22 protein-coding genes are annotated in these 21,264 nt (G+C 60.9%); 4 read left to right on the top strand and 18 right to left on the bottom strand.

Annotated features, from left to right (window positions below; translation table 11 throughout):
• Positions 1-4: 4 nt before the first annotated feature.
• The 14 genes from NKG95_RS31225 to NKG95_RS31290 all read right to left on the bottom strand — a co-directional run bounded on the left by NKG95_RS31225 (position 5) and on the right by NKG95_RS31290 (position 11,963).
• On the bottom strand, positions 5-1,393 hold the full coding sequence (locus NKG95_RS31225; protein WP_353043398.1) for an adenylate/guanylate cyclase domain-containing protein: 1,389 nt from the start codon (positions 1,391-1,393) through the stop codon (positions 5-7).
• 74 nt (positions 1,394-1,467) lie between these two features.
• A complete protein-coding gene (locus tag NKG95_RS31230; protein WP_023721705.1) occupies positions 1,468-1,752 on the bottom strand; it encodes a copper-binding protein in 285 nt (94 codons plus the stop codon).
• 25 nt (positions 1,753-1,777) lie between these two features.
• On the bottom strand, positions 1,778-2,266 hold the full coding sequence (locus tag NKG95_RS31235) for a cupredoxin domain-containing protein (RefSeq protein WP_353043399.1): 489 nt from the start codon (positions 2,264-2,266) through the stop codon (positions 1,778-1,780).
• A 43-nt stretch (positions 2,267-2,309) separates the two neighbouring features.
• On the bottom strand, positions 2,310-3,668 hold the full coding sequence (locus tag NKG95_RS31240; RefSeq protein WP_353043400.1) for a multicopper oxidase family protein: 1,359 nt from the start codon (positions 3,666-3,668) through the stop codon (positions 2,310-2,312).
• Positions 3,669-3,684: 16 nt separating this feature from the next.
• Positions 3,685-5,142, bottom strand: coding sequence for a TolC family protein (locus NKG95_RS31245; protein WP_353043401.1), 1,458 nt, complete (start codon positions 5,140-5,142; stop codon positions 3,685-3,687).
• A gap of 313 nt (positions 5,143-5,455) precedes the next feature.
• Positions 5,456-5,905 carry a hypothetical protein gene (locus tag NKG95_RS31250; RefSeq protein WP_353043402.1) on the bottom strand — a complete coding sequence of 150 codons (450 nt, stop codon included), beginning with the start codon at positions 5,903-5,905 and terminating at the stop codon, positions 5,456-5,458.
• Between the two features lie 76 nt (positions 5,906-5,981).
• Positions 5,982-6,419: a YqaA family protein gene (locus NKG95_RS31255; protein ID WP_353043403.1), complete on the bottom strand. Its 438-nt coding sequence runs from the start codon at positions 6,417-6,419 to the stop codon at positions 5,982-5,984.
• 26 nt (positions 6,420-6,445) lie between these two features.
• Positions 6,446-9,013 carry a multicopper oxidase domain-containing protein gene (locus NKG95_RS31260; RefSeq protein WP_353043405.1) on the bottom strand — a complete coding sequence of 856 codons (2,568 nt, stop codon included), beginning with the start codon at positions 9,011-9,013 and terminating at the stop codon, positions 6,446-6,448.
• A gap of 68 nt (positions 9,014-9,081) precedes the next feature.
• Positions 9,082-9,603, bottom strand: coding sequence for a cytochrome c (locus NKG95_RS31265; RefSeq protein WP_353043406.1), 522 nt, complete (start codon positions 9,601-9,603; stop codon positions 9,082-9,084).
• 32 nt (positions 9,604-9,635) lie between these two features.
• Positions 9,636-10,034, bottom strand: coding sequence for a Cu(I)-responsive transcriptional regulator (gene cueR, locus NKG95_RS31270; RefSeq protein WP_353043407.1), 399 nt, complete (start codon positions 10,032-10,034; stop codon positions 9,636-9,638).
• 385 nt (positions 10,035-10,419) lie between these two features.
• The gene (locus tag NKG95_RS31275) at positions 10,420-10,752 is read right to left on the bottom strand and encodes an RES domain-containing protein (protein ID WP_353043409.1); all 333 of its coding nucleotides are present in this window, start codon (positions 10,750-10,752) and stop codon (positions 10,420-10,422) included.
• Entirely contained in the window at positions 10,743-11,027 is a 285-nt protein-coding gene (locus NKG95_RS31280) for an RES domain-containing protein (RefSeq protein WP_353043410.1), read from the bottom strand. Before NKG95_RS31280 ends, NKG95_RS31275 begins: the two co-directional genes overlap by 10 nt.
• Entirely contained in the window at positions 11,028-11,714 is a 687-nt protein-coding gene (locus tag NKG95_RS31285; RefSeq protein ID WP_353043411.1) for an XRE family transcriptional regulator, read from the bottom strand.
• 93 nt (positions 11,715-11,807) lie between these two features.
• Positions 11,808-11,963 (bottom strand): helix-turn-helix domain-containing protein, encoded by a 156-nt coding sequence (locus NKG95_RS31290; protein WP_353043412.1) that lies wholly within the window; start codon positions 11,961-11,963, stop codon positions 11,808-11,810.
• On the opposite strand from NKG95_RS31290, the gene NKG95_RS31295 reads away from it, so the two are divergent.
• Entirely contained in the window at positions 11,951-12,187 is a 237-nt protein-coding gene (locus NKG95_RS31295) for a hypothetical protein (RefSeq protein ID WP_353043414.1), read from the top strand. The genes NKG95_RS31290 and NKG95_RS31295 overlap by 13 nt on opposite strands.
• Before the next feature lie 479 nt (positions 12,188-12,666).
• Positions 12,667-12,903, top strand: a complete 237-nt coding sequence (locus NKG95_RS31300; RefSeq protein ID WP_353043415.1) for a hypothetical protein — start codon at positions 12,667-12,669, stop codon at positions 12,901-12,903.
• Positions 12,904-13,846: 943 nt separating this feature from the next.
• Here NKG95_RS31300 and NKG95_RS31305 read toward each other — a convergent pair.
• Positions 13,847-14,308 carry a hypothetical protein gene (locus NKG95_RS31305; RefSeq protein ID WP_353043417.1) on the bottom strand — a complete coding sequence of 154 codons (462 nt, stop codon included), beginning with the start codon at positions 14,306-14,308 and terminating at the stop codon, positions 13,847-13,849.
• Positions 14,309-14,765: 457 nt separating this feature from the next.
• On the opposite strand from NKG95_RS31305, the gene NKG95_RS31310 reads away from it, so the two are divergent.
• Both NKG95_RS31310 and NKG95_RS31315 read left to right on the top strand, forming a co-directional pair.
• The gene (locus NKG95_RS31310) at positions 14,766-14,909 is read left to right on the top strand and encodes a hypothetical protein (RefSeq protein WP_353043418.1); all 144 of its coding nucleotides are present in this window, start codon (positions 14,766-14,768) and stop codon (positions 14,907-14,909) included.
• A 346-nt stretch (positions 14,910-15,255) separates the two neighbouring features.
• The gene (locus tag NKG95_RS31315) at positions 15,256-15,459 is read left to right on the top strand and encodes a hypothetical protein (protein ID WP_353043420.1); all 204 of its coding nucleotides are present in this window, start codon (positions 15,256-15,258) and stop codon (positions 15,457-15,459) included.
• 196 nt (positions 15,460-15,655) lie between these two features.
• Here NKG95_RS31315 and NKG95_RS31320 read toward each other — a convergent pair whose 3' ends face one another.
• The 3 genes from NKG95_RS31320 to NKG95_RS31330 form a co-directional block, all read right to left on the bottom strand.
• A complete protein-coding gene (locus NKG95_RS31320) occupies positions 15,656-16,495 on the bottom strand; it encodes an ATP-dependent DNA ligase (protein WP_502914003.1) in 840 nt (279 codons plus the stop codon).
• Between the two features lie 126 nt (positions 16,496-16,621).
• Complete coding sequence (locus tag NKG95_RS31325) at positions 16,622-17,029, bottom strand: KTSC domain-containing protein (protein WP_353043421.1); 408 nt, start codon at positions 17,027-17,029, stop codon at positions 16,622-16,624.
• Positions 17,030-17,096: 67 nt separating this feature from the next.
• The gene (locus NKG95_RS31330) at positions 17,097-20,522 is read right to left on the bottom strand and encodes an acyl-[ACP]--phospholipid O-acyltransferase (protein ID WP_353043423.1); all 3,426 of its coding nucleotides are present in this window, start codon (positions 20,520-20,522) and stop codon (positions 17,097-17,099) included.
• Positions 20,523-21,264: the final 742 nt, after the last annotated feature.

The following is a 21,264-nucleotide window of genomic DNA, read 5'->3' on the forward strand; positions in this document are numbered from 1 at the left end:
GCCGTCAACTTGGCGACTCGGGTTGCCGGACGGATGCTGCCTTTCTCGCCGCGCCATTGCCGATTTCCGGATGTCCGGACGGCGCCTGCATCGGTTGCGGCAAGATACTTTCACGAGGAAGAAAGGCGAGGTCTATCGGGAATCGGCGGCCGCTCAGCGCAACCGCGTTCTTCCATATCCAGGGCCCTGTCAGTGTGCCTTTTTGCGTCTGGGTCAACAGCGCCGAAGAGACGACGAGTGAAGCGCCGAGATCCTTGGTCAGCGATTCCAGTCGCTGCGCGACGTTGACGGCGTCGCCGATGACAGTGAATTCGTCGTGGTAACCGCTCTCGAGCACCCCGCCGATGATGGTCCCGTAGTGAAGGCCTATGCCTACGTGAAAGACCGACCCATCAGAGTCGCTAAGCGGCTTCCATTCGTTCAAGAGCGCAATCAGTTCCATCGCGCAATCCAGAGCTCGCTCGGCGTCATCCTCTGCAGCGGTCGGCTGGCCAAACACCGCCATGACACCATCGCCGATGAATTTGTCGACCGTTCCGCCAAACGCAAATATTGTACCTGCGACCAATCGCCGATACTCCGCCAGCACACCGGCCAGTTGCGAAGCGGGGGCCGTCTCGGCGTAGCTGGTAAAGTCCCGCAGATCGACAAACATGATCGCGGCGGGACGCCGCTTCAAATCAAGTGCGTTACCCGCCTCCTGCAGGTGCGCGACCACGAGAGGAGAGAAAAAACGCGCCAAATTATGCCGCCACCGATCAATCTTCAGCACCCTTCTGCGGGTTCGGCTGTGATCCATCGCCAGAAGGCAGGTCGAGATCGCGGCAAACCCGAAGCTCAATGCCAGACCGAGATCAAGGTCGAAGAACGCGTCGAGGAACGTCCCGGGCTCGCCAATCTCGTGGCGGAAGGCCATCAGGCCCAGCATTGTCACCCAGGCCGTCAGGACTATCGCCGAGAAGATGACGATTAGGCGACTGCTCAGGTTCATCCCGATATGGCTTAGAAGGATAAACGGGATAACCAGGCCTGCAGTGGTCAAGCCATGATCGTTGGTGATCGGGGTGCCGAGTATGTGCTCGTACAACACACAAGCTACGAAGATCGCATCCAGCACCGCGAAGTATGTGAGCGGCCGCGTCAAGCGGGAAGCCAGAAACATTCCCGTCAAGAACGTGACGACGATTAAGTAGATTGCCGCAGTTGCTACGTAGATTGTCGAATCGCGGCCAACACCACCTATAAGGGTGATTGCGACTGCTGCAAATACAGCCACCATTCGAAGCGATATGAAGCGAATACGCAGGTCGCGGCCAAGCTTTCTGACGATCTCGTTCAAATTAATGAACAGCTGCCTGACGTTGGCGGCCGGAATGTAAGGCAGCACGTTCATTCTCGAGCAGTCTGCGGAATGCCGGCAAGCAAGCCGCGGGCCGTTGCTCACAGCCCGCGGCGGATGGCGTGCATTTACTTGATCTCGGTAACCGTAATCCGTCCGTTGACGCGGTCGGCTGTGAACTCGATTGCTTGACCCGCTTTGACTTTGTCGAGCATGCCCTGCTCCGCAACGACGAACACCATCGTCATCGCGGGCATGTCGAGATTGGTCAGTGGCTCATGTTTGATCGTCAGCTTTTTCTGCTTGGCGTCGACTTTGACGACTTCGCCTTTTACGTATTCCTGTGCGAACGCGCTCCCGCCGATGGCGAGCGCGAGCGCGAGGGTCGAGAATGCTCTTATCAATATCTTCATGACTGCTTCCTTTGCGGTTTGGGGATCAGTGGGCGACGCTGATATCGCCCTTCATGCCGGAATCGTAGTGACCCGGGATTAGGCAGGCGAAGCCGAATTCGCCGGCATTGGCGAACGTCCAGATGATCTCGCCTCTGGCGCCGGGCGCCAGTCGGACCGAGTTGGGATCGGCGTGCTCCATCTCGGGAAACTTCTCCATCAGCGCCTTGTGCTCCATGATCCCCTCATGGACGTCCATGACGAATTCGTGGTCGACTTGGCCCTTGTTGACGAATTTCAGGCGAACGGTCTCGCCCTTCTTCACCTTGAGCACGGCCGGTTGGAACAACATCGTCCCGTCGTTCTTCTCCGACATCGAGATGTTGACAGTCCGCTTTGCCTTGCCAGCCTCACCAGGGCTGCCGATCGGCATCGTGGCGGCTTTGTCGCCATGGCCTCCGGCATGGGTTCCACCGGCAAAAGCTGCTCCCGAACTGACCGCCATCAAAACGGCTGCTGCGATTATATGTTTCATGCTGCACTTTCTCTCATGGTTGAGGTTGAGGGGTTTCGGTTTCTTATCCCTGTTTGCCGTGACCGCCGTGCGTTGCCGGGGCCATCGTTTTTGCGTCGCCTGATTTCGTCGGAGCGGGGACATCCCCCTTCCACTCGTAAGCCACGGTCCCCTCCGGGTGCTGGTACCAGCCCGGATCGGCGTAATCGTTCGAGGCGAGGCCCTCGCGAACCTTCACGACCGAGAACATGCCGCCCATCTCGATGGCGCCGAATTGGCCCCAGCCGCTCATCATCGGGATCGTGTTGTCGGGAAGTGGCATCTCCATCTCGCCCATGTCGGCCATGCCGCGGTCACCCATCGCCATGTATTCGGGCTGGACCCGGCGGATCTTGTCGGTGACCTTCGAGTTGTCGACGCCGATGAACGTGGGCACGTCGTGGCCCATGGCGTTCATTGTGTGGTGCGACTTATGGCAATGGATCGCCCAATCGCCCTCGTATTTGGCTTCGAACTCATATGCCCGCATGGCGCCGACGGGGATGTCGATCGACACCTCCGGCCACCGCGCCTCCGGCCGGACCCAGCCACCATCGGTGCAGGTCACCTCGAAGTCGTAGCCATGCATGTGGATCGGATGATTGGTCATGGTCAGATTGCCCACGCGGACCCTGACCCGGTCGTTTTTCGCCACTGGAAGATGACTGATCCCCGGAAAGACGCGGCTGTTCCAGCCCCAGAGATTGAAATCCGTCATCTCCATGATACGCGGGACATACGACCCCGGTTCGATGTCGAAGGCGTTCAGCAGGAACACGAAATCGCGGTCCACGCGCATGAATTTCGGGTCCTTGGGATGAATGACGAAGAAGCCCATCATGCCCATCGCCATCTGGACCATTTCGTCGGCGTGCGGGTGGTACATGAATGTGCCGCTCTTCACGAGGTCGAACTCGTAGACGAAGGTCTTGCCGGGCGGGATTCCGGGTTGGGTAAGACCGGTCACGCCGTCCATGCCGTTGGGCAGGATCATGCCGTGCCAATGGATCGTCGTGTGCTCCGGCAGCTTGTTTGTCACGAAGATGCGGACTCGATCGCCCTCGACCGCCTCTATGGTCGGGCCGGGAGATTGACCGTTGTAGCCCCAGAGATAGGCAGTCATGCCGGGCGACATCTCGCGCTCGACCGGCTCGGCTACGAGGTGGAACTCCTTCACGCCGTTGTTCATGCGATGCGGAAGGGTCCAGCCATTGAGCGTCACGACCGGCTGGTAGTCCGGTCCGCTCGTCGGGAAGATCGGAGGCTGCATGTCGGGGGACTCCATGATTGGAGCGTCGGGCAGCCCCATCGCGGACGTTTTGGTCCATGCAGTGGCGCCGGCGAGCAGGGCTCCCGCGCCTAGCAATTGACGTCTTGAAAGCATTGTCTTCTCCTTGAGTTCAGTGGCGTTCGGCGCCCGCTTCGGCCGCGGCCGGTGCGTCGCCGCCGCCGGGCGAGCTTGCGCCGCCACCGTGGATGGCGGTTCCGAGGTTGACATCGGCCAGCCAGAAATTGCGCTTGGCGTTGACGGAAAGCATGATCGAGCTGATTTTCGCGCGAGTGTCCGCCAGCAGCTCGAACGTGTTGGTGATCATACCGTTGTAGGTAAGGAGCGACTCCGCCTCGATCTTTGTTCGCAGCGGTACAACATTGTTGCGATAGTGTCGGGCAATGTCGTAGGTCGAACGATACGCGTCATAGGCGGATCTGGCCTCCGACCGGATGTTGACCGCCTTTTCCGCGAACCGGTTTGCGGCTTGCATGTAAGCAAGCTCGGCCTTGCGCATACGTGCCTTGCCGGTATCGAAAATCGGAATGACGAACTCAAGCTCGAGAGTGGGTGAGACAATCGTCTCCGTTCCGCCCTCCTCCGCCTCCTCACGTTCCACCTCCACGCCTGAAAGCAGTTCCAGATCGCTGACGTAGCGCGTCGCCTCGGTCAGACCATAGGATTTCGCCAGCGCGTCCAGCTCAAGCTTCGCGATCTCAAGGTCGACACGATTTTTTAGCGCCTCCGCCTCGATTGCGCGTTTGGCCTTGGCCCCTTTGGGCAAGGCTGGAAGCGTGTTGGGGACTGAGTAATCGACGTCCGGTCCCCATAGACCCATCAGCCGGGTGAGCTCTTCCTTGGCAGTCCGGGCGGCGAGCCGCGCCTCCGCCGCCTGACCGGTGATCTCGGCGTAGAAGACGTGTTCGCGGGCCTGACCGGTCTTTGTGAAGGCGCCCGTCTCTCCAAGTTTTTGAGCAAGTTCGGAGGCAGCGTCGGCTGCGGCTTGCGCCTTGTTCAAATATGAAACGCTCTCCCAGGCCGAGACAGCATTGATCCAGGCCCGCCGCGTGTCCGCGGCCAGTCGTAGCGTTTCTTCGGCGGCGCGGAGCTGGGCCTGGCGGAAACGTGCATCCGCGACTGCGACGCGCCGCTTGTGGGTCGCCAGCGCAAGGATGTTGCTGACCACCGCTCCTTCAATCGTCCGCACAGGATCGACGCCGATCATGCCGACCGAGATCGTCGGATTGACGAGCATCGTTTCCTGCCACATGTCAGCCGCCGACAGGCCGATCTCGGCGTAAGCGGCCTGCAGGCCCTTGTTGTTGAGCAAGGCGACCTGCACCGCGGTGTCCGGGGCGATCGTCTTCTTCTGGACAAGGCGCTTCACGCGCTCCGAAACCATCCGCGCTTCCTCGCTGGACTGCACCCACACGGGTTGCTTGCCGGTCACGGATTCGGCACGCGCCGCGACTGTCGTGAAGCCAGCCATCGGGGCTGAGATTCCATCAAGAGCCCCGCTGGTCGTGCATCCGGCTGCGATCAGCGGAATGGTCACCACCGAAGCTATGATCAGGAACCGGCGCGTCATGATCCGGCTCCCGGGTTCGCGGGAGAACGTTCTTGATTGAGACGCCGCCAATTCCGCGGATCGACTGGCTCCCGGTGGCGATAGTCGACGACGACTGGGTGGTAGTGCGCATCACGGACGCCCATTGCGGGATCGGCCGGATTGAAGGCAGGCAGGATGTCCGGCGTGGTTGCCGTACATCCGGCAACTAACAGCGATGCGAGCAGCATCGCGGAGCTTGCGATTTTCATTGTAGACCTGAAGCATGACGTGTGCGTTTGGCCGCGGGGGAACGGATTCCCGACGCAGCGCGCGAACGCCCGAAGAGGGCGCGTCAGTTCAGATGTTTGGGGGGTCTTATCAGCGCTGTGTATTCGCCAAGCGGCAGAGTAACGGCAACGACCGACGCAAAGCAGCGGGAGACGACATGCTCCAAGTCAGGGCATTCGACCGGCACCGCATGTGCCGGCGCGCAATGGACTTCGCAGGTTTTGTCGCTGGAATTCTTCGTGCCGTGGTCGTGCTCTGACATATCCGAATCGTCGGCAGCGGCGCCGTGGTTGTGACCACCCATCTCGTGGGAGTGGTCTTCGGCAGGGAGATTCATCCCTGCGTCGCTGTGAAACCCCGTGGCGTTGGCCGTGGCAAACAGACCGGGCTGAAGAGCCGACATGACCAGGAACACGACCGCCAGGATTGCTCGGAGCGGTATGTTTCCCAAGATCGAGATTCGACCAACATTCGTCATCGCGCCCTTGGGACAATTGTTCGCCTGATTTGTCAAGGCAACCTGCGCCCATTTTGTTGCAGTGCAAACAAAAGTGAACGCAACTGCATGTTACTATCCCCTGCATGGTCGGTTACATCAGGCTCAGCACAGCCCCGGCGACCGCCAGGTACCGCGTGACCTTCGCGACGGCGACGATAGCGACGAAGCTCCACAGGGGCTCGCGCAGAACCCCCGCGACCACGGTCAGGGGATCGCCGACTATCGGCACCCAGCTCAACAGGAGCGACCATCTTCCATAGCGGCGATACCAGCGCGTGGCGCGGTCGAGCGCTGCGGGAGGCACCGGAAACCAGGGCCTGTCCCGGAATCGTTCGATCCCTCTGCCCAGAGCCCAATTCACGGTCGAACCGAGGATGTTTCCTGTGCTGGCGACAAGGACCAGCATTGCTGGCGAGAAGGAACCTGTAGCGAGGAGTCCTGCAAGGACGCCCTCCGACTGCGCCGGAAGGATGGTCGCCGCGGCGAAGGCAGCAGCAAACAGGCCGCCGTAAACGGCAAAAGCGTCCATCTAGCTTTGGCCTCGCAGGACGGGATTCAGGGGTGCACATCGATCACGACCATCAGTCCGCCACCACCCTTTTCTTCGACGTTGTTGTTGGTGGTGTGATGCCCGATATGGCAGTGAATGAGCCATTTGCCGGGCCGGCGTGCCTCCCAGACGACATCGTAGCGCTGTCCTGGACCGACGTTGACTGTGTCGGCGAGGAAACGTGCCGACTCCGGGATGGTCTCGCCGTCGCGGGCGATGACCTCGAACGGACCGCCGTGGATGTGCATGGGATGGATGAACCCGTTGTTGGTGCCGATGAAGCGCACTTTCAGGGTTTCGCCGACCTTCATCCTGATCGTGTCCGTCGAAGGATAGGCGCGGCCGTTGATGGTGAAGTAGTTCGGCTGGCCGCCGTCCATCGGCATCGATGGAAACGTCAGGCCCTCCCGCATCAGCCACTCCTGCAGCTGGATCACATAGTCGTGGTCGGCCGGAATTTCGTCTTCCGCATTCGCGGGATCGATGATCAGCGCCCCGTAGAGTCCGAGCGCCTGCTGGCGGTCGACATGGTCGTGCGAGTGATAGAAGTAGGTCCCCGATTGGCCCGCCGTGAACTCGTATCGATAGCTGCCGCCGGGCGGGATCGGTTCCTGCGTGATCTCGGCCGGGCCGTCCATTTCGTTAGGTAGGATCAACCCGTGCCAGTGGATGGTCGTGCTCTCCGGCAAGCGGTTCGTGACGTTGATGCGAACGCGGTCGCCTTGCCGGATATGCAGCCTTGGGCCCGGAACCTGGCCGTTGATCGCGTAGGCGTCGACGTTCACGTCCGGCAGGATCGCCCAGCGGATGACGGACGTCTCCAGGTCGAACACCTTCACCCCGTTGTCGATCCTGGGTTCCAGTTCCCGGTCGCCGCGAACGTCCAGTCCATAGCTGGCGCTGATCAGGCGGGGATGCACGGCGGCCATGTCCAGCATCGCTTCCGCGGGCGTATCGCGGTCCATGATCATGCCGGGAGGCATTATTGCGCCGCCGACGTCGCGGGCGCTGAGGGTGAGATTCACCCAATTGGCGGGTGCGACCATGCCCAGCGCCAGCGCGAGCATGGAAACGCCGCTGACCGCCGCGAGCTGCGGCACGGTCGCGTCCGGTTCCATGCCGTGGCCGCCGTGCGGACCATGCGATCCGTTTCCGCCTTCACCATGCGCGCCGTGGCCGGATCCGGACCTCTGCTGAGGGGCCCCGTGCCGTGCTCCATGGCGATGCGGCCGCATGCCCACGCCGTGACCGAAGACCATCTCGCCGCCGTGCCACCCGGTGAATCCCAGGAGCGCGACGATGACGACCGACAGAAACAGGCCCCAGGGCAGCACTGCTTCGGCCCCTGCTGTCGAGGCGCGCACCCACAGACTGACCGCCCCGATCGCCAAGACCGCCAGGTTTCCGGCGAGATGATAGCGCGCGTGGTAGAGCGCACGTATCTCAGCGTTTCCGAAAAAGTCGGCAAGGCCCGCAGCGGCGGCGACGGTGCCGCTGACGACACCCCCGGCGACCAGCCATGCGGCTGCGCTCGCCGCGCCCGGCGACCCGGTCACCCAAAAAGCGAGGTCGGCAAGCAGTGCCGCGACGAAGAATCCGATCGGAAGCGGCACCAGCATAGGATGGAGCGGATGGCGGCCGATCGCCGCGAAAACAGCGATGCCCTGCTCGGCGTGCGCCGATCCGTGCCCGGATGATCCGTGATGGCCTGGGCCCGGATTGCCGTCGGGACCGTGACGTCCAGGGTTGGCGTGTTCCTGCAGGCAGGCGCGAGCGCCATTTCCCGGGCGATCTTCCGCCGCTTCGGGCTCATGCTCTTTCTCGTCGTGACGGTGTCCCGTTGCTTTGGCTTCCGCGCTGGCGTGCGCGTGCTCGCGCTTGCCTTCCTCCGCCTTGTCGAATTCCTGCTCGCGTTGCGTCATCAGACCGTGCTTGAGGCCACGGGCTACCATCCACACGTTCGACGGATATGCCGTCATGAATCCAACGATCACGCCGAATGACATGACGCCCCAGAACAGGAGTTCGGTCGGCTCCATGGCCCGCATGTCGCTGCCCATCATCAGGAAGCTCATCACCGGAGCCATGCCTGCCATCATGAAGTTCATGCTGATGAATTCCGGCACGAAGCTCTTGCGGACGTTCTCCCAATAGGTGCCGCCCATCATCGACTTCATGAACAGCGACTGGAAGATGAACAGGCCGAAGGCGAACCCGGCAACGTATTCCACGATGAGATCGATCCACATCGGCAGCCCAAGGGCGGCGGTGACTGCCGCTGCGAGGATGATGCCCGTAGCGTCTCCGGCGACGCAGTGGATCGTCGAGCCGACGCCCTGCTTCCAGAGCGGCTCCGTGAACGCCTCGTGCTCGCCCGGCCGCGGCTCCTTGTCGGCCAGCACGTAAATCAACAGCCCCAGCGGTCCCATATAGAGCGTGACCAGGATAAAGCCCCATTTCATCACTACGGGTTCGGGATTGTTGCGGAACTGATCCCACGCCACATAAGCCGTACTGACGCCCGCAAGAACGAACCAGACTGCAAGGAAGTAGTCGACGGGCTGTACGAACATTGTAGGATTCCTGTCGGTTTGCTGTCCTCGTCACCTAGTCCGGCGTCGCATGAAGTCGATGCCCTTGCTTACTGCCGCTTCTCCCTGAACTTGGCGTGGCAATTCGTGCACTCCTGCAAGATCAGGTGGAACAGATGTTCGGCTGGCATCTTCGAAGGATCGGCCTCGGCCGCCACGCCAGCCCGCTTCCCGAGAAGGCTGCTACCCATGGCCATACCCGGCGCCATCCTCATCGATTCGGTAATGCCGTCGGGAGCATTGTCAGCCGCCAATGACAGCTCAGCCGCCAGGTCTTGGAGATGGCGGGCAAGTGCTGTGAATTCCTCGCGGGACTGTTCGATCTCCACCTTCGCAGCAGACGACGCGCCAAACGAGCCCCCTGGGAAACTCTCAACCATCGCCTTTCCGGACCGGTGGCGGATGGTCTCGGCGGCCGCCTTGAACGTCGCCGCGTCATAGGCCAGCTTCCCGTCAAAAATCCCGGAGATGGTTTTGGCGGCGTCCGCCATCGCCTTCATCGCCGCCTGGCGTTCCGCGACAACCGGGGTGACGGCCGTTCCTGACAACGCTGTTCCAGCGACGCCGGTCACGAACAGGACCGCGGCGATGACGGTGATGCGCCTCACTGGACCGTGCCGCTTCCCGCAAGGCCGTCGATGATCGGGCAATCCGGCCGCTCGTCGCCGTGGCAATTGTGAACGAGATGCCTGAGCGTGTCGCGCAGGCTCGCAAGCTCCGCGATCTTGCGATCGATTTCCGCGAGCTTGACCTCCGCGATCGCCTTGACGTCGGCGCTCTCGCGCTCCTTGTCGCCGTAGAGCGACAGGAGTTGGCGGCATTCCTCGACAGAGAAGCCCAGGCTGCGCGAGCGCTGCAGGAAACGCAGCCGATGCACGTCTGACATTGAATAGTCGCGATATCCGTTTCCTGCACGGCCGGCCTTCAGGAGCCCGATTTCCTCGTAATAGCGGATTGTTTTCGGCGGCAGGCCGGACTTTTCGGAAGCGGTTCCGATGTTCATTGGCGTCTCCTCGTCGGTTGAAATCGAGAGATAGTCCTTCCAGCTACTGGAAGGTCAAGAGCTGCGAAAAACACCGCCAGGCGGTTACAGCATGGCCAGAGAAATCTAATTCTTTAGATCGCCCCCTTCCGATCTATATGCTGCCCATTGGCGGGCAGCTATCCACCACTGTTCCGGACGTTCATCGAACGGATTTGGAGCGTCCGAATCGGGCCAGAAGCCGCCGTCGAGCTCAGCCGCTTTACGGCAGCTATTCAACCCTCGACGCCCATGAGCGGACAGTCGGCCTGCGGCCCCCACACCGGTCGTTCCGTTGCTCCGGCTTAGTGGACGCTTCTGGCGCTACAGCCATCTTCGCCAAGCGATGCGGATACGAGCTGCATCTTCACACCAACCCCACCCTGAAATCCTCCATAACCTGGGCCAGCCCTGGCGCGCCAAGAAGCGTCACAACACGCTTCGGCTGAAGCTTCGGTACCGCGCGATCGTAGATGGCAAGATTGGTCGCCTCATTGAGGCGCGAGGGATAAATGATCCCGTCGGGCTCAGATGGGTGCTCGTGAAACGCCAGTGACCACCGGCGTGCCAGGTTCTGGCGCTGTGCCCGGACGACATCGGTCGGCACACCCATCCGAACGGCATTGTCGCCTCTGAGATCGACCAGGCGTAGGTCTGTCGTGGTCGCGATCTCCGCATAGCGCCGTCGGGTCAGCTCCACCTCCTCTTTGGAAGATCGTCAAGTATCCCTTCGCGGCGGTCGCGGAGCACGGTCTCTAGGAAGCACACCTTCAGGGAGTCGCCGAGGTAAAGAACGCCAAACCGGTTGGCGTCACCGAGGCGTCGAGGATCGCTGAACCGGCTCGGCGACTTCCCGTATCCCAACGGATCGGGGTAGGTGCTCCAGTAGATCCGACCGAACGTCCGACCCCGCGGTATGGTCTCGATTTCGAGGTTTGCACGCCCGAAATCGGGTGGAGGTGGAACGCCGGGCATTCAGTCGAAATTGCCCCTGGCCATGCCTTCCGCCGCGGCCAAAACCGAGGCGTCATCGCCTTGTTGAAGGGCTCGAAGGCCAGTCCGGCCGTCGAGGGCGCCATGGCGCGACACCAGAAACCGATAGACGGCCCAGGCGCTATTGCCCAACATGGCATGCAGCGCCGGCAATGCGCCGAAGGGACGACCGTCCTTGTCGAGTTGCCAGACAGGAAAGCGGAAACCGCGTTTGGCGCCATCGATCCCGAGCACCTGTCCGCTTTGCCGCCTGACGTTGACGGTCACGCGCGACGTGCCGAGCAGTTTGGCAAAGGCTTCCGCGCTCAGCATCTCCTCGCCGGCGACAATTTCGGCGACACGCTTGTGGCCACGCGCGCGCGCTTCGGCAAGAGCCGCCTCGAGTTCGGCATCGGGCCTGCCCGTGTCCTCGACGGGAAAGCTATCGTCTGAAGCGATCGGTTGCTCTTCGACCGGAGTGATCGTCTGCGCATCAGCCGCCGGATCGACCTCTACCCGGAACGATACGCGGTGGCCGATCTTGCGGCTGCGTGCGATCGCTTCCTGATAGCGTTCGAGCAATACCTTCTTGAAGGCTGCCTGTGCCGGAAGCTTTGCGGTGAAGCTCAGGGTGGCGACCCCCGCATGCGATGCGGTCCCGCCATGATTGCTGCGTTTTGGAGCGGCCATGATGACAACCTCCTGCTGTCACCAATATGGTTGCAGATCGTAAGTTCGTCAAGTTCGATAATTTCGTAAAGTTAGCCGCGAATGGCCTGCGGACTAAACAATTCCCCATGCCCGAAACCTTCCCGTGCCCGTCATCTCGCGCAGCCCGAGCTCGCCGACCAGATTGAGAAAGTGACAAAATAAACCAGGCAGGCGCTGCACAGCGCCTGCCACTTCTTTCCTTGCTGGAGCCAATCGTGACAACGACACAAATCGCCTCGAAATTACACCTTAGCGACTTGACCCTGCTGACGGGTCGCCTGCTGCTCTCACTGCTCTTCCTGCATGAAGGCCTTGAGCTGGCGAGCCACTTCGACGGTGCCGCAAAAGCCATGGCCGCGCTCGGCGTCAGCTCGCCGCTTCTCATCGCCACGCCGATCGCAGACGGTCAGCCGGGTCGTGTTCGCCGTCCCTTTGCGGTTGCCGGATGGTGATCGGTCAAAGCAGATTGCGTCGGACGCGGCCGAGGCGGCGAGAAAAGAGCGGCTTCGGCAACTCAACGAGACAATGCGCTCAGACAACGGCCGGACGGCTGGATGTCACGATGAAAGAAGAGCCCTCCACCGTGAGACAGTGGGCGAAAACCTTGCATTTCATCACGTTTGCACCTCCCTCGACTTGAGCCGTCACAAATGCTCTGATCCTCCTTCCTTGGGAAGGGGGCAACCATGTTTCGACTCGTCGCCGCTGCGGCGATCGCCGGCATGCTGATGCCGACGGCGTCGATCGTCATGCGCCCGGATCCGCCAATACCCTGGTCGACAATCCCGATCGAGGGCTGCTGCAAGACGTGCTCCGCCGGCAAGGCGTGCGGCGATAGCTGCATCTCGAGGGAGAAGAACTGCCACAAGGCGCATGGGTGCGCATGTGATGGATAGGAGAAGGAACTATAAAAAAATTCGCTTTTGCGCTGATGCTGTTCGTTTGGTGCGGCGGGGCCAATGCTCAGGAGACCTTTGGCGGCAACGATTGCACCGAAGACTGCTCGGGCCACAAGGCTGGCTATGATTGGGCTCAGCAGAACGGGATCAGCGACGAAAGCGCTTGCAGCTCAAACAGCCAATCGTTCAACGAGGGCTGCCAAACGTACCTCGAAGATCCCAACCGCGGATCCGACGAGGATGACGACGGCAACGAGATTGATGACTGACCATGAGGGCGATTGCAGGCCATCCCATCGCAGTGGGCTTTCTGACGTTCATCGTCTCAAGGATTGCCTATCGCCATTCGTCGGGGTCAGCGTGTGCAAGGACGGCTGGCATTCTATGCGGTGGTGTCGGTGGATTGGATCGAGGCGGCTGGGTGGGGCCGCTCTGTGTCGCTGCGGGGATCGGCGCGGGTTTCTGTTTCAAAACTTCAGAGACCGGATCCGACGAGAGCCGGATGAGCCGACGGTTTTTGTTCCCAGGTTGGAGGTGAGACCCCGCTGACCCGCCCCATGGGCCCTCCCGTTAAACTGATGATCCGGACCCGATCTGGATGGCCTGCGGTGTGTCATTCCCGGGACAATCCGTCATATCCTGTGGTGTCCGTGCACGCATATGATGAAGACCGGTTCGATGAGCTCACTCGGATAAGCCGCAGAGATCATGTCGAGCAGTTTCCGAAATGTGGAAATTGGTTCCCAAGCTGCCGAAACCAGTCCTAGGTAAAGACCACGAGGACGAGGGCGAGGCGGGATGAGCCGAATCTCCATTGCCGAAGAGATCGAGAACGCCGCGGACCGCACCGCGGATGTCGCGGGCCGATCTTCCGACCATCTTGAATCGCAGCGCATTGACTGGAGCCCACGAAGGACGCGCCCAATTCCATCGGCCGCTGAGATGAAAATTGGCCGAATGGACCTCATCCAGGTTGTGCTTTGGCGAGCGGCTGGAAACCAACGCCTACCTGGCAGTGAAGACGGTTGACGAGGAAAGCGAAACCGACGGGTGCGCGTAGGCCGTCTTCCGTGATCGCGGAATTACCTGAATCACCAAGTTCGGTACTATTCACCGCGGCGGACCCCAATCCGCCCGGCCGGCGCCTATTCAGGCAAACTACCCCAACGCTCCCCAAGCGGCGCCGGCCACCTTCCCCACGAGGCGAGCGCTTCAGTTCCTCGGCAGCTTGTGGATCTCCAACCTGACCGGGCCGCCTCTGTCACAGCTCGTACAGAACAGGGCCCTTTCGACCGTGCTGAACAGCGCATCTTTGCCATAGCGCCGGACCAGGCCAGCGGCCTTCACCTCGGCATGATGTGAGCAGTTTTTGCACCAGGCGCGCAGCGTGTGCCATTCGCGCAGATCGCCAAGCGATACGTCGAGGCCGGTGTGCACGCTACCCGCAACGATGGTATGCGGCGGCACCGTGGGCTCGCCCGGTGTAACGATCTTCTCCATCACATGCCGGCTGTGGTAGTGGATCAGCAGCATCCCCGGCCGGCGCCTGATAGCTGCCTGCCAGGCGGCCTGGCTGACGCTCGAATCCGGCGATCGACTTATCGTCTCAACGAGCGCCTTCTCCTCGCGGTCCCAAACCTCGATCCGGAAATTGTCCTCCGCTGTGTTTGCCATAGCTTCGCCGACCAGCGCTTTTGGCACTTCGCGACCATTCCTTCCCGCCTCAGATTGAAACAGAAATAAGGAACAAATTCCTCTCCGGTCAAGGCGCTCTTGGCATTTTTGTTCTTATTTCGTTCGGGGTCGCAGGGTCTTGGCGGCTTCCTGGAGGCGGGCGCGATCGAGGGTCCGCTCGCCACTGTGCGAGCAGTGGGAGCGGACCCTATCAGCGCATGAAGGGACTAGGATACGCATGACAACGCTATCAACTTCAACCCGCCGTGCAAGTTCCAGGCGCTATTGTGCGCAGGACCATAGCCCAAGGCGGTCAGACTTAGGTCCTGGGGTTTCGGGCAGCTCGAACATCCAGTCGAAATGGCGCCGTCTTGACGATCGCCAGCCCAGCGCCAGTATCCTGGCGATGGATGAGAACTACAAATATGGGGAAAGAACTGGCCTGCAGCTCGTTCGCATGGCGATTGAGCTGACCTGCCCCGCCGGCGTTCTGCCAAGCGAAGAAGCGGTCAACCTGCTCTACGGCCCGCTGCCGGTGCATGAGGGCGAGGCACTTGCAAAGGCGATCGTGGAAACGGTCGAGCGGCTGACGCGCGATTAGCGGGTTCCACGCAGAAAGCGGGCTTCACGTAGAAGCGATGACCAATTGTTTCCTATCAGGCTTACAAGGTCTTTGGCTTGTGGTTCGGAAATGCCGGTTTCTTGCACTAAGCGCTTCACTACCGCACCGGTCATCGTAGCCTTATTATGCTCGATTTCGTCAACCATAGGGACACCGCCCCCTTTGGTGACGGTAACTACTGGTATACTAAGCTCCCCGAAAAGACAACTGACGAGATGCTCAGATTGTATGTTTTTAACACTCCTTCCGGTGTCATTGACTCCCCTTACGAGCGGTAGTTGAATTTGTTTCTAACTCGCGGCTCCTTTGGGAGGGAGTGAGTCAGATGCTGGGGCGCCCTTCGGGCCATGGTTTCTATCCCAACGATCTCGCAATTTGTCAGCGGGTCTTCGATCAGGTTTGCAGCGAGCGAAAGCTCGATCCATCATCCCCGGAAGTAGATGGGCTGGCAGCGACGCTCATTTCGCTCTTCGGCAACGGCTGCACCGAGGAGGCGACACTTCTTGAGTTGTTCAGGAAAGCCACATAATGGCGAAAGCGAGATCCGCGCTTGAAGACGATCCTTATAGCGCCGCAGAGTTCGCCGAAAGGCACGGCTTAACTGTCAGGACGGCTGAGATCATTCTCAAGTGCAATGGTCCTTCGAAGGCGGCATGCGACGGAGCGGCGCGCGCGTTCAAAGAAGCGTTGGCGATGCGCAAAAGGCATTGGTTCCGAGACCCGCACTAACCCTCGTCCCAGAAATCCTGCAGGGAGGCATGCCGCAGGTCTTCCTCACCTCTCAGGTACTTGATGCGCGCCTTAATCCCTGGCTTGACCCATTGCGTCGCCGGCCGTTTGGGCATGTCCTTCGGCGGCGGGCCGGCATGCTCCTTCGCCCGCTTCCATAGCCGCTCGCGCATTTCGCGGTTGATGCTGACGAAAGCGCTGCCGACATATTTGCGCGTGCCGGGCTCCGCCATCAGGGCGAAGGCGGGCTTGCCTTGCTCCCGCTCAACGCCGAGCAGTTCGAATTCACCAATCGTATAGCATTTGGTTTTCAGCCAGTTTGTGGTCGGGCCGCTGACATATCTGCTGCCGAGGCGCTTCGATACCATGCCTTCCAGGCCGGCCTGATCGACGAGGTGATAGATGGCGTTCGCCTCGCCCGGCAGCGCCTGGCTAAACTGGATGCGGATGTCTAACGGGATGATGCCCTCCAGGATCTCGCGGCGCTGCTCCATCGCCATCTCGCGCAGATCGTGACCGTTGAGGTACAGCAGATCGAAGGCGACGAAATAGAGATCGTGCTGGCGTCGCGTGATCGCTTTTCGCAGCTCGGCAAAGTCGGACAGGCCCTTGTCGTTGAGAACGATGATTTCGCCGTCGATGATGGCGTTCTCAACGTCCAGCGTTTTAGCTGTTGCGGCGAGGTCGCGGTATTTCGACGTCCAGTCGAGCCCGCGACGGGTGAAGACGCGCACCCGGCCGGCGTCGATGATGATCTGGGAGCGGTAGCCGTCGAACTTGACCTCATGAGTCCATCCGTCGCCCTGGGGCGGCTTCGCTACCAGAGTAGGCATCATGGGAGGTATGAACTCTAGACCCCCTGCGCCGGCAGTCGACCCCTTGCTCACGACACAGGTCTAAGTTTTGGTACGCCGGAACGCATCCCTCAAACGGGGGATGCGCTATCCCTCCTCCAAAGGTCCTCACCGGTCGTCGGTAGCAACAAGCCGGTAACGGAAGTGATTTCGGATGTGGTCGTTGAAGTAGCGACCCTTAGCGAAGGCGGCTCGGAATTCGGCGTAAATGTCCGGCGGCACGTCCTCAAATTCGTACCGTTTGCCGCTGGCGACAAACCACACCGAGAGGGTTTTGCTGTCGGGATCATATTCCGTTTTGCGGATCGAAGTAGATGGCATAAGCACCACAGCAACGCGCCAACGCCCGCGCCCTTGCGGGGGGCGCGGGCCGATCGGGATACCGATCTGCAGCAATACCCGGAGGGGAGGAATTCGCTGCGTGCACCGAACTTTCGCGGCGGTCCCGTGTTCCCAACCGAGATACACAAAAAAGTTAGCCGCAAAAACGAGTCGAAGCCTCGTTCGAAACTGCATGCATCCGCGTCTAGCTCATAGTTTCACCTGATTGAGCAAACAGGCCGACTTCCTCAGTCGGCTATTGTCAAGCCGCTTGGGTTTTCATGTCATAGCCGCTCACCATTTTGGTCACAGCGGAGAAATCGAGCTTGCCTGAACCGAGGACAGGCACTTTCGCAACGACGCGCACTTCGGCCGGCACCATCAGGTCCATGGCGCCGATGGCCTTGGCGAAGGCCAGGAATTCGGCACGCGTGGCGTTGACGGCCTCGGTAATGAGGACCAGCTTTTCGCCCTTGCGCACATCTGGCACGGCGGCGACCGCCGAGAGCGAGCCTTTCCACAATTCGCCCGCCAGCGCCTCGACGGCGGCCAGCGAAACCATCTCGCCACCGATCTTGGCAAAGCGCTTCGCTCGGCCTCGAATGGTGATGAAGCCGACGTCGTCGACGGCGACGACGTCGCCGGTGTCATGCCAGCCGTCTTCGAGCGGCTCGAGCACGCCCGGCTTCTCGGTGCGCAGATAGCCTGCCATGACATTGGGCCCGCGCACGAAAAGCCGTCCGCCATCCTCGACGCCAGGCACCGGGTCCAGGCGATACTCCATACCGGGCATGATTTTGCCGACACTGCCGGAGCGGTTGTACATCGGCGTGTTGATGGAGATCACGGGCGCGGTTTCGGTCACGCCATAACCTTCGAGGATGCGCAGGCCGAACTTTTCCATATAAGTCGCGCGCGTAGAAGCCTTGACCGGTTCCGCGCCGGCAAAGCAATAGCGCACTGAGCGGAAGTCGTAAGGGTGTGCCGTACGCGCATAGCCGCTGAGGAACGTATCGGTGCCGAAGATGATCGTCGCGTTCGATGCGTAGACCAACTCCGGCACGATGCGATAGTGCAGCGGGGAGGGATAGAAATAGACCGGCACGCCCGAGATCAGCGGCAGCACCGTGCCCGCCGTCATGCCGAAGGAATGGAAGATCGGCAGCACATTGAAAACCTTGTCGCCCGAATGAAAGTCGATACGCGAGGCGGCCTGGGCGGCATTGGCCAGGATGTTGCGGTGGGTGAGCACCACGCCCTTGGGCGTGCCTTCGGAACCTGAGGTGAACAGGATCACCGCCGGATCTTCGGGCTTGCGGGCGACCCGGGGTGCGCTCTTGCGCAGAAGGCCGAGCAGCTTGTCCTTGAGGCCAATGGTGGCCCGCAGATCATCGAGCCAGACGATGTCGACCGAGCGGCCGAGTTCCTCGACCACGGCGCCGAGTTTCGCTTGTTCGACAAAGGCGCGTGAAGTCAGCACGGTGCGCACCTCGGCGGCCTTGCAAGCGGAGAGGATGTTGGCCGCACCGGCAGTGAAGTTCATCATCGCCGGAACCTTGCCGGCGGACATGACGCCGAGCAGCGTCGCACAGGCGCCGTTGGCGTTGGGCAGCATGATGCCGAGCGTCTGCTGGCCGGCATAGAGGTTCTTGAATTTCTCGCCAAGCACGGCGGCGGCTGTCAGCAGCTTGCCGTAGCTCAGCGAACCGGTGACGGGGTCCTGCACGGCCAGTTGCTTCATGCCGCGTTCGTTCGCCGTCTGGATGATCTTCTCCAGCACAGTCTTGTCGATGTCCTGGGTGCGGAAGACGAGATCCGACATGACCTGATAGAGGGCAGCACCCGCCGCTGCGCGGCGCTTCCGGCCCTTGAGATCCGGCGGTACTTCAAGTTTGGCCGGTTCTAGTATCGTCACCTTGACTTTTGGGAACAGCTGGCGGCGCACATGCAGCGAACTCAGCCGCGAAAAATAGCTCTTCTCCAGGCCGTCGATGCGCACTGGCACGACCATCGAGCCGGTCTTGTCGGCCACCATGGCGGCACCGTCATAGACCTTCATCAGGCCACCGGTCACGGTGATCCGGCCTTCGGGGAAGATGACAAGCGGATCGCCGCCTTGCACGGCCTTGATAAGCGTGCGGGTCGACATCGGCTTGGCCGGATTGAGCGGCAGGGCGCGCGCAAGTTTCATGAACGGCTTCATCCACCAGGCTTGGGCGATGGTGTAGTCGATGGCAAACACCGGCTCCTCATCCGTCAGCGTCAAAGCCAGTGGGCCGTCGAGGAAACTGACATGGTTGAGCGCCAGGATGGGTGCCGGGCCGGCCGCCTTGAGGTTGTCCAGCCCCTCCACTTCCAGACGATGGAAGGCTCGGAACAGAATGGAAACGAAGTCGCGGAAGGCGTTGGTTGGCAGATATCTCAGCATCAGCCAGGCGGCGACCACGTTGAGTGCGGCGAGGCCGAACAGGATACCTCCAGTGGAGACGCCCGCTGCTTGAATCGCGGCGACAAGTATGCCGCCCCCCGTCATGAAGCCTGCATTGACGATGCTCACCGCGGCGACGACGCGAGCGCGGCTGGCTTCGGGCGCCCAGGCTTGTACGGCGGCGAAGGTCGGTACGACAAGAAAGGCGCTGGCAATAGCCATGCCGGCAAGGTCGATCGCAACATGGATCGTGTTTGGCCCGGCGAAGAATATTGCGAGCGTTTCGGCCCTGACCGAAGGCTGCATACTCCAGATGGTCCAGGCCAAGTCCAAGCCGAATAGTGCCATCAACGCAGTGCCAACCGGGGCTGGCAAGAGCACAATGCGGCCCTGCGACATCCATGCGGCTATGGCAGAGCCGATGGCGATCGAGACGGCGAACACCGCGAGATAGGCGGTGACAGCGATTTCTCCGCCACCGAGCGAATCCTTGACCAACGTAGGCAAGATCGAAAGGACAATGGCCCCGATCAGCCAGAACCACGACGTCATCAGTCCGGCGCGCCAGATCCGCTTGTCGGCACGCAAACCGTTCACCTGTCGCCAGGTCGAGCGAAAGATGTTTTTGTCGATGACTAGGTCGGGAGCCGCAGAACCGGTGGACGGAATGTAGCGGCTGACAAACCAACAGGCCACGGCAAGGATCATCATGATCGGCCCGAACACCGAGACGCCAATGCCATCGGCCGAGACGACGCCTCCGGCGATAGTGCCGCCGAGGATGGCGGCGAAGGTTGCCGATTCGATCCAGGCATTGGCGCGGGGCAATTCCTTGCGCTCGAGATGATCCGGCAGGATGCCGTACTTGATCGGTCCGAACAGTGCCGAGATGATGCCGAACATGAGCAACGCGATCATCAGCACCGGGATCGACGACAGCGTGATTCCAACGACAGCGACAGCCGCAGCGGCGATCTCGGTGAATTTCAGCCGACGGGCGATGAGCGCCTTGTCGAACCGGTCGGCGATCTCGCCACCAACGGCGGACAGGAGCAGGAAAGGAGCCATGAAGACGGCACCCGCCAGCGTGACCAGTGATGCAGCCTTGTCCGCCGCCAAGGTAAACAGAATAAGGAACACCAGCGTGTTCTTGAGGAAATTGTCGTTGAAGGCGGACAGGAACTGCGTCCAGAAGAGAGGCGCAAAGCGCCGTGACGTCATCAGATGGCTACTCGTATGGCCGTTCGTGGCGATTTCCATTGGGGCGGCTTCCATTAGGGCAAGACCCTTGAAGATCGTGGTCGTATCGATCAGCGGTCTTGCGCGGTTTGAGTTTCTTGTAGTGGGAACCCGGTTACACTTCGTTACTGCAGCACGCATCGATCAGCGGCTTTTGGGTTTTGGAGTCTTCTAGCCAGTTCATGAGCGGCTTGCCTCTTCCGCGTCTCGCAGGATCTTGGTGATGGTGATCGAGGTATGCACGAGCCTGGTCGCGGTCATCGGGCAGAACCCTGGCGGCAAAGCTTGCTCCATGAAATTGATGGCGCCGTCATTATCGAAGCGGCGATGGCGAAATTGGCATGGCGAATGTTTGCAGGCGCTTGAACCCTTGGGAGCATAAGCTGTTGGAGGTCATCGATATTGTCTTTTGGTTTCAGAGTGAGGTTGCGCCGGCGTTGGTCTGTCTCCAGGCCGGATTTAATTAAGCGGTCTTGCGATGGTCCGGACGAACGCAGCCCCAGCGCTGCTCCGCAGCAGCACGCTGCAGACGGCCGTCGCCAGCTTGAGGCGCAGTTGCCGCAACCACTCGCCATCCTCTCCGAGCGGAACGCAGGACAGCTACGCGAATCTGAGCACTGCCAAATCGGCCTAATTTTCCACTGCCGAATAGACGATGAAACGCGTAAGCAGTTTCCGGACCGGAAGGTATGCGTTGGGTTGCCCAAACGATGTTGGCGCGACACGCTCGACCGCAGGTGCGGACGGCATAAGAATTTTGGAG

It is taken from the genome of Mesorhizobium sp. M1423 (genome assembly GCF_040317575.1).
In the GTDB taxonomy this organism is placed as follows: Bacteria; Pseudomonadota; Alphaproteobacteria; order Rhizobiales; family Rhizobiaceae; genus Mesorhizobium.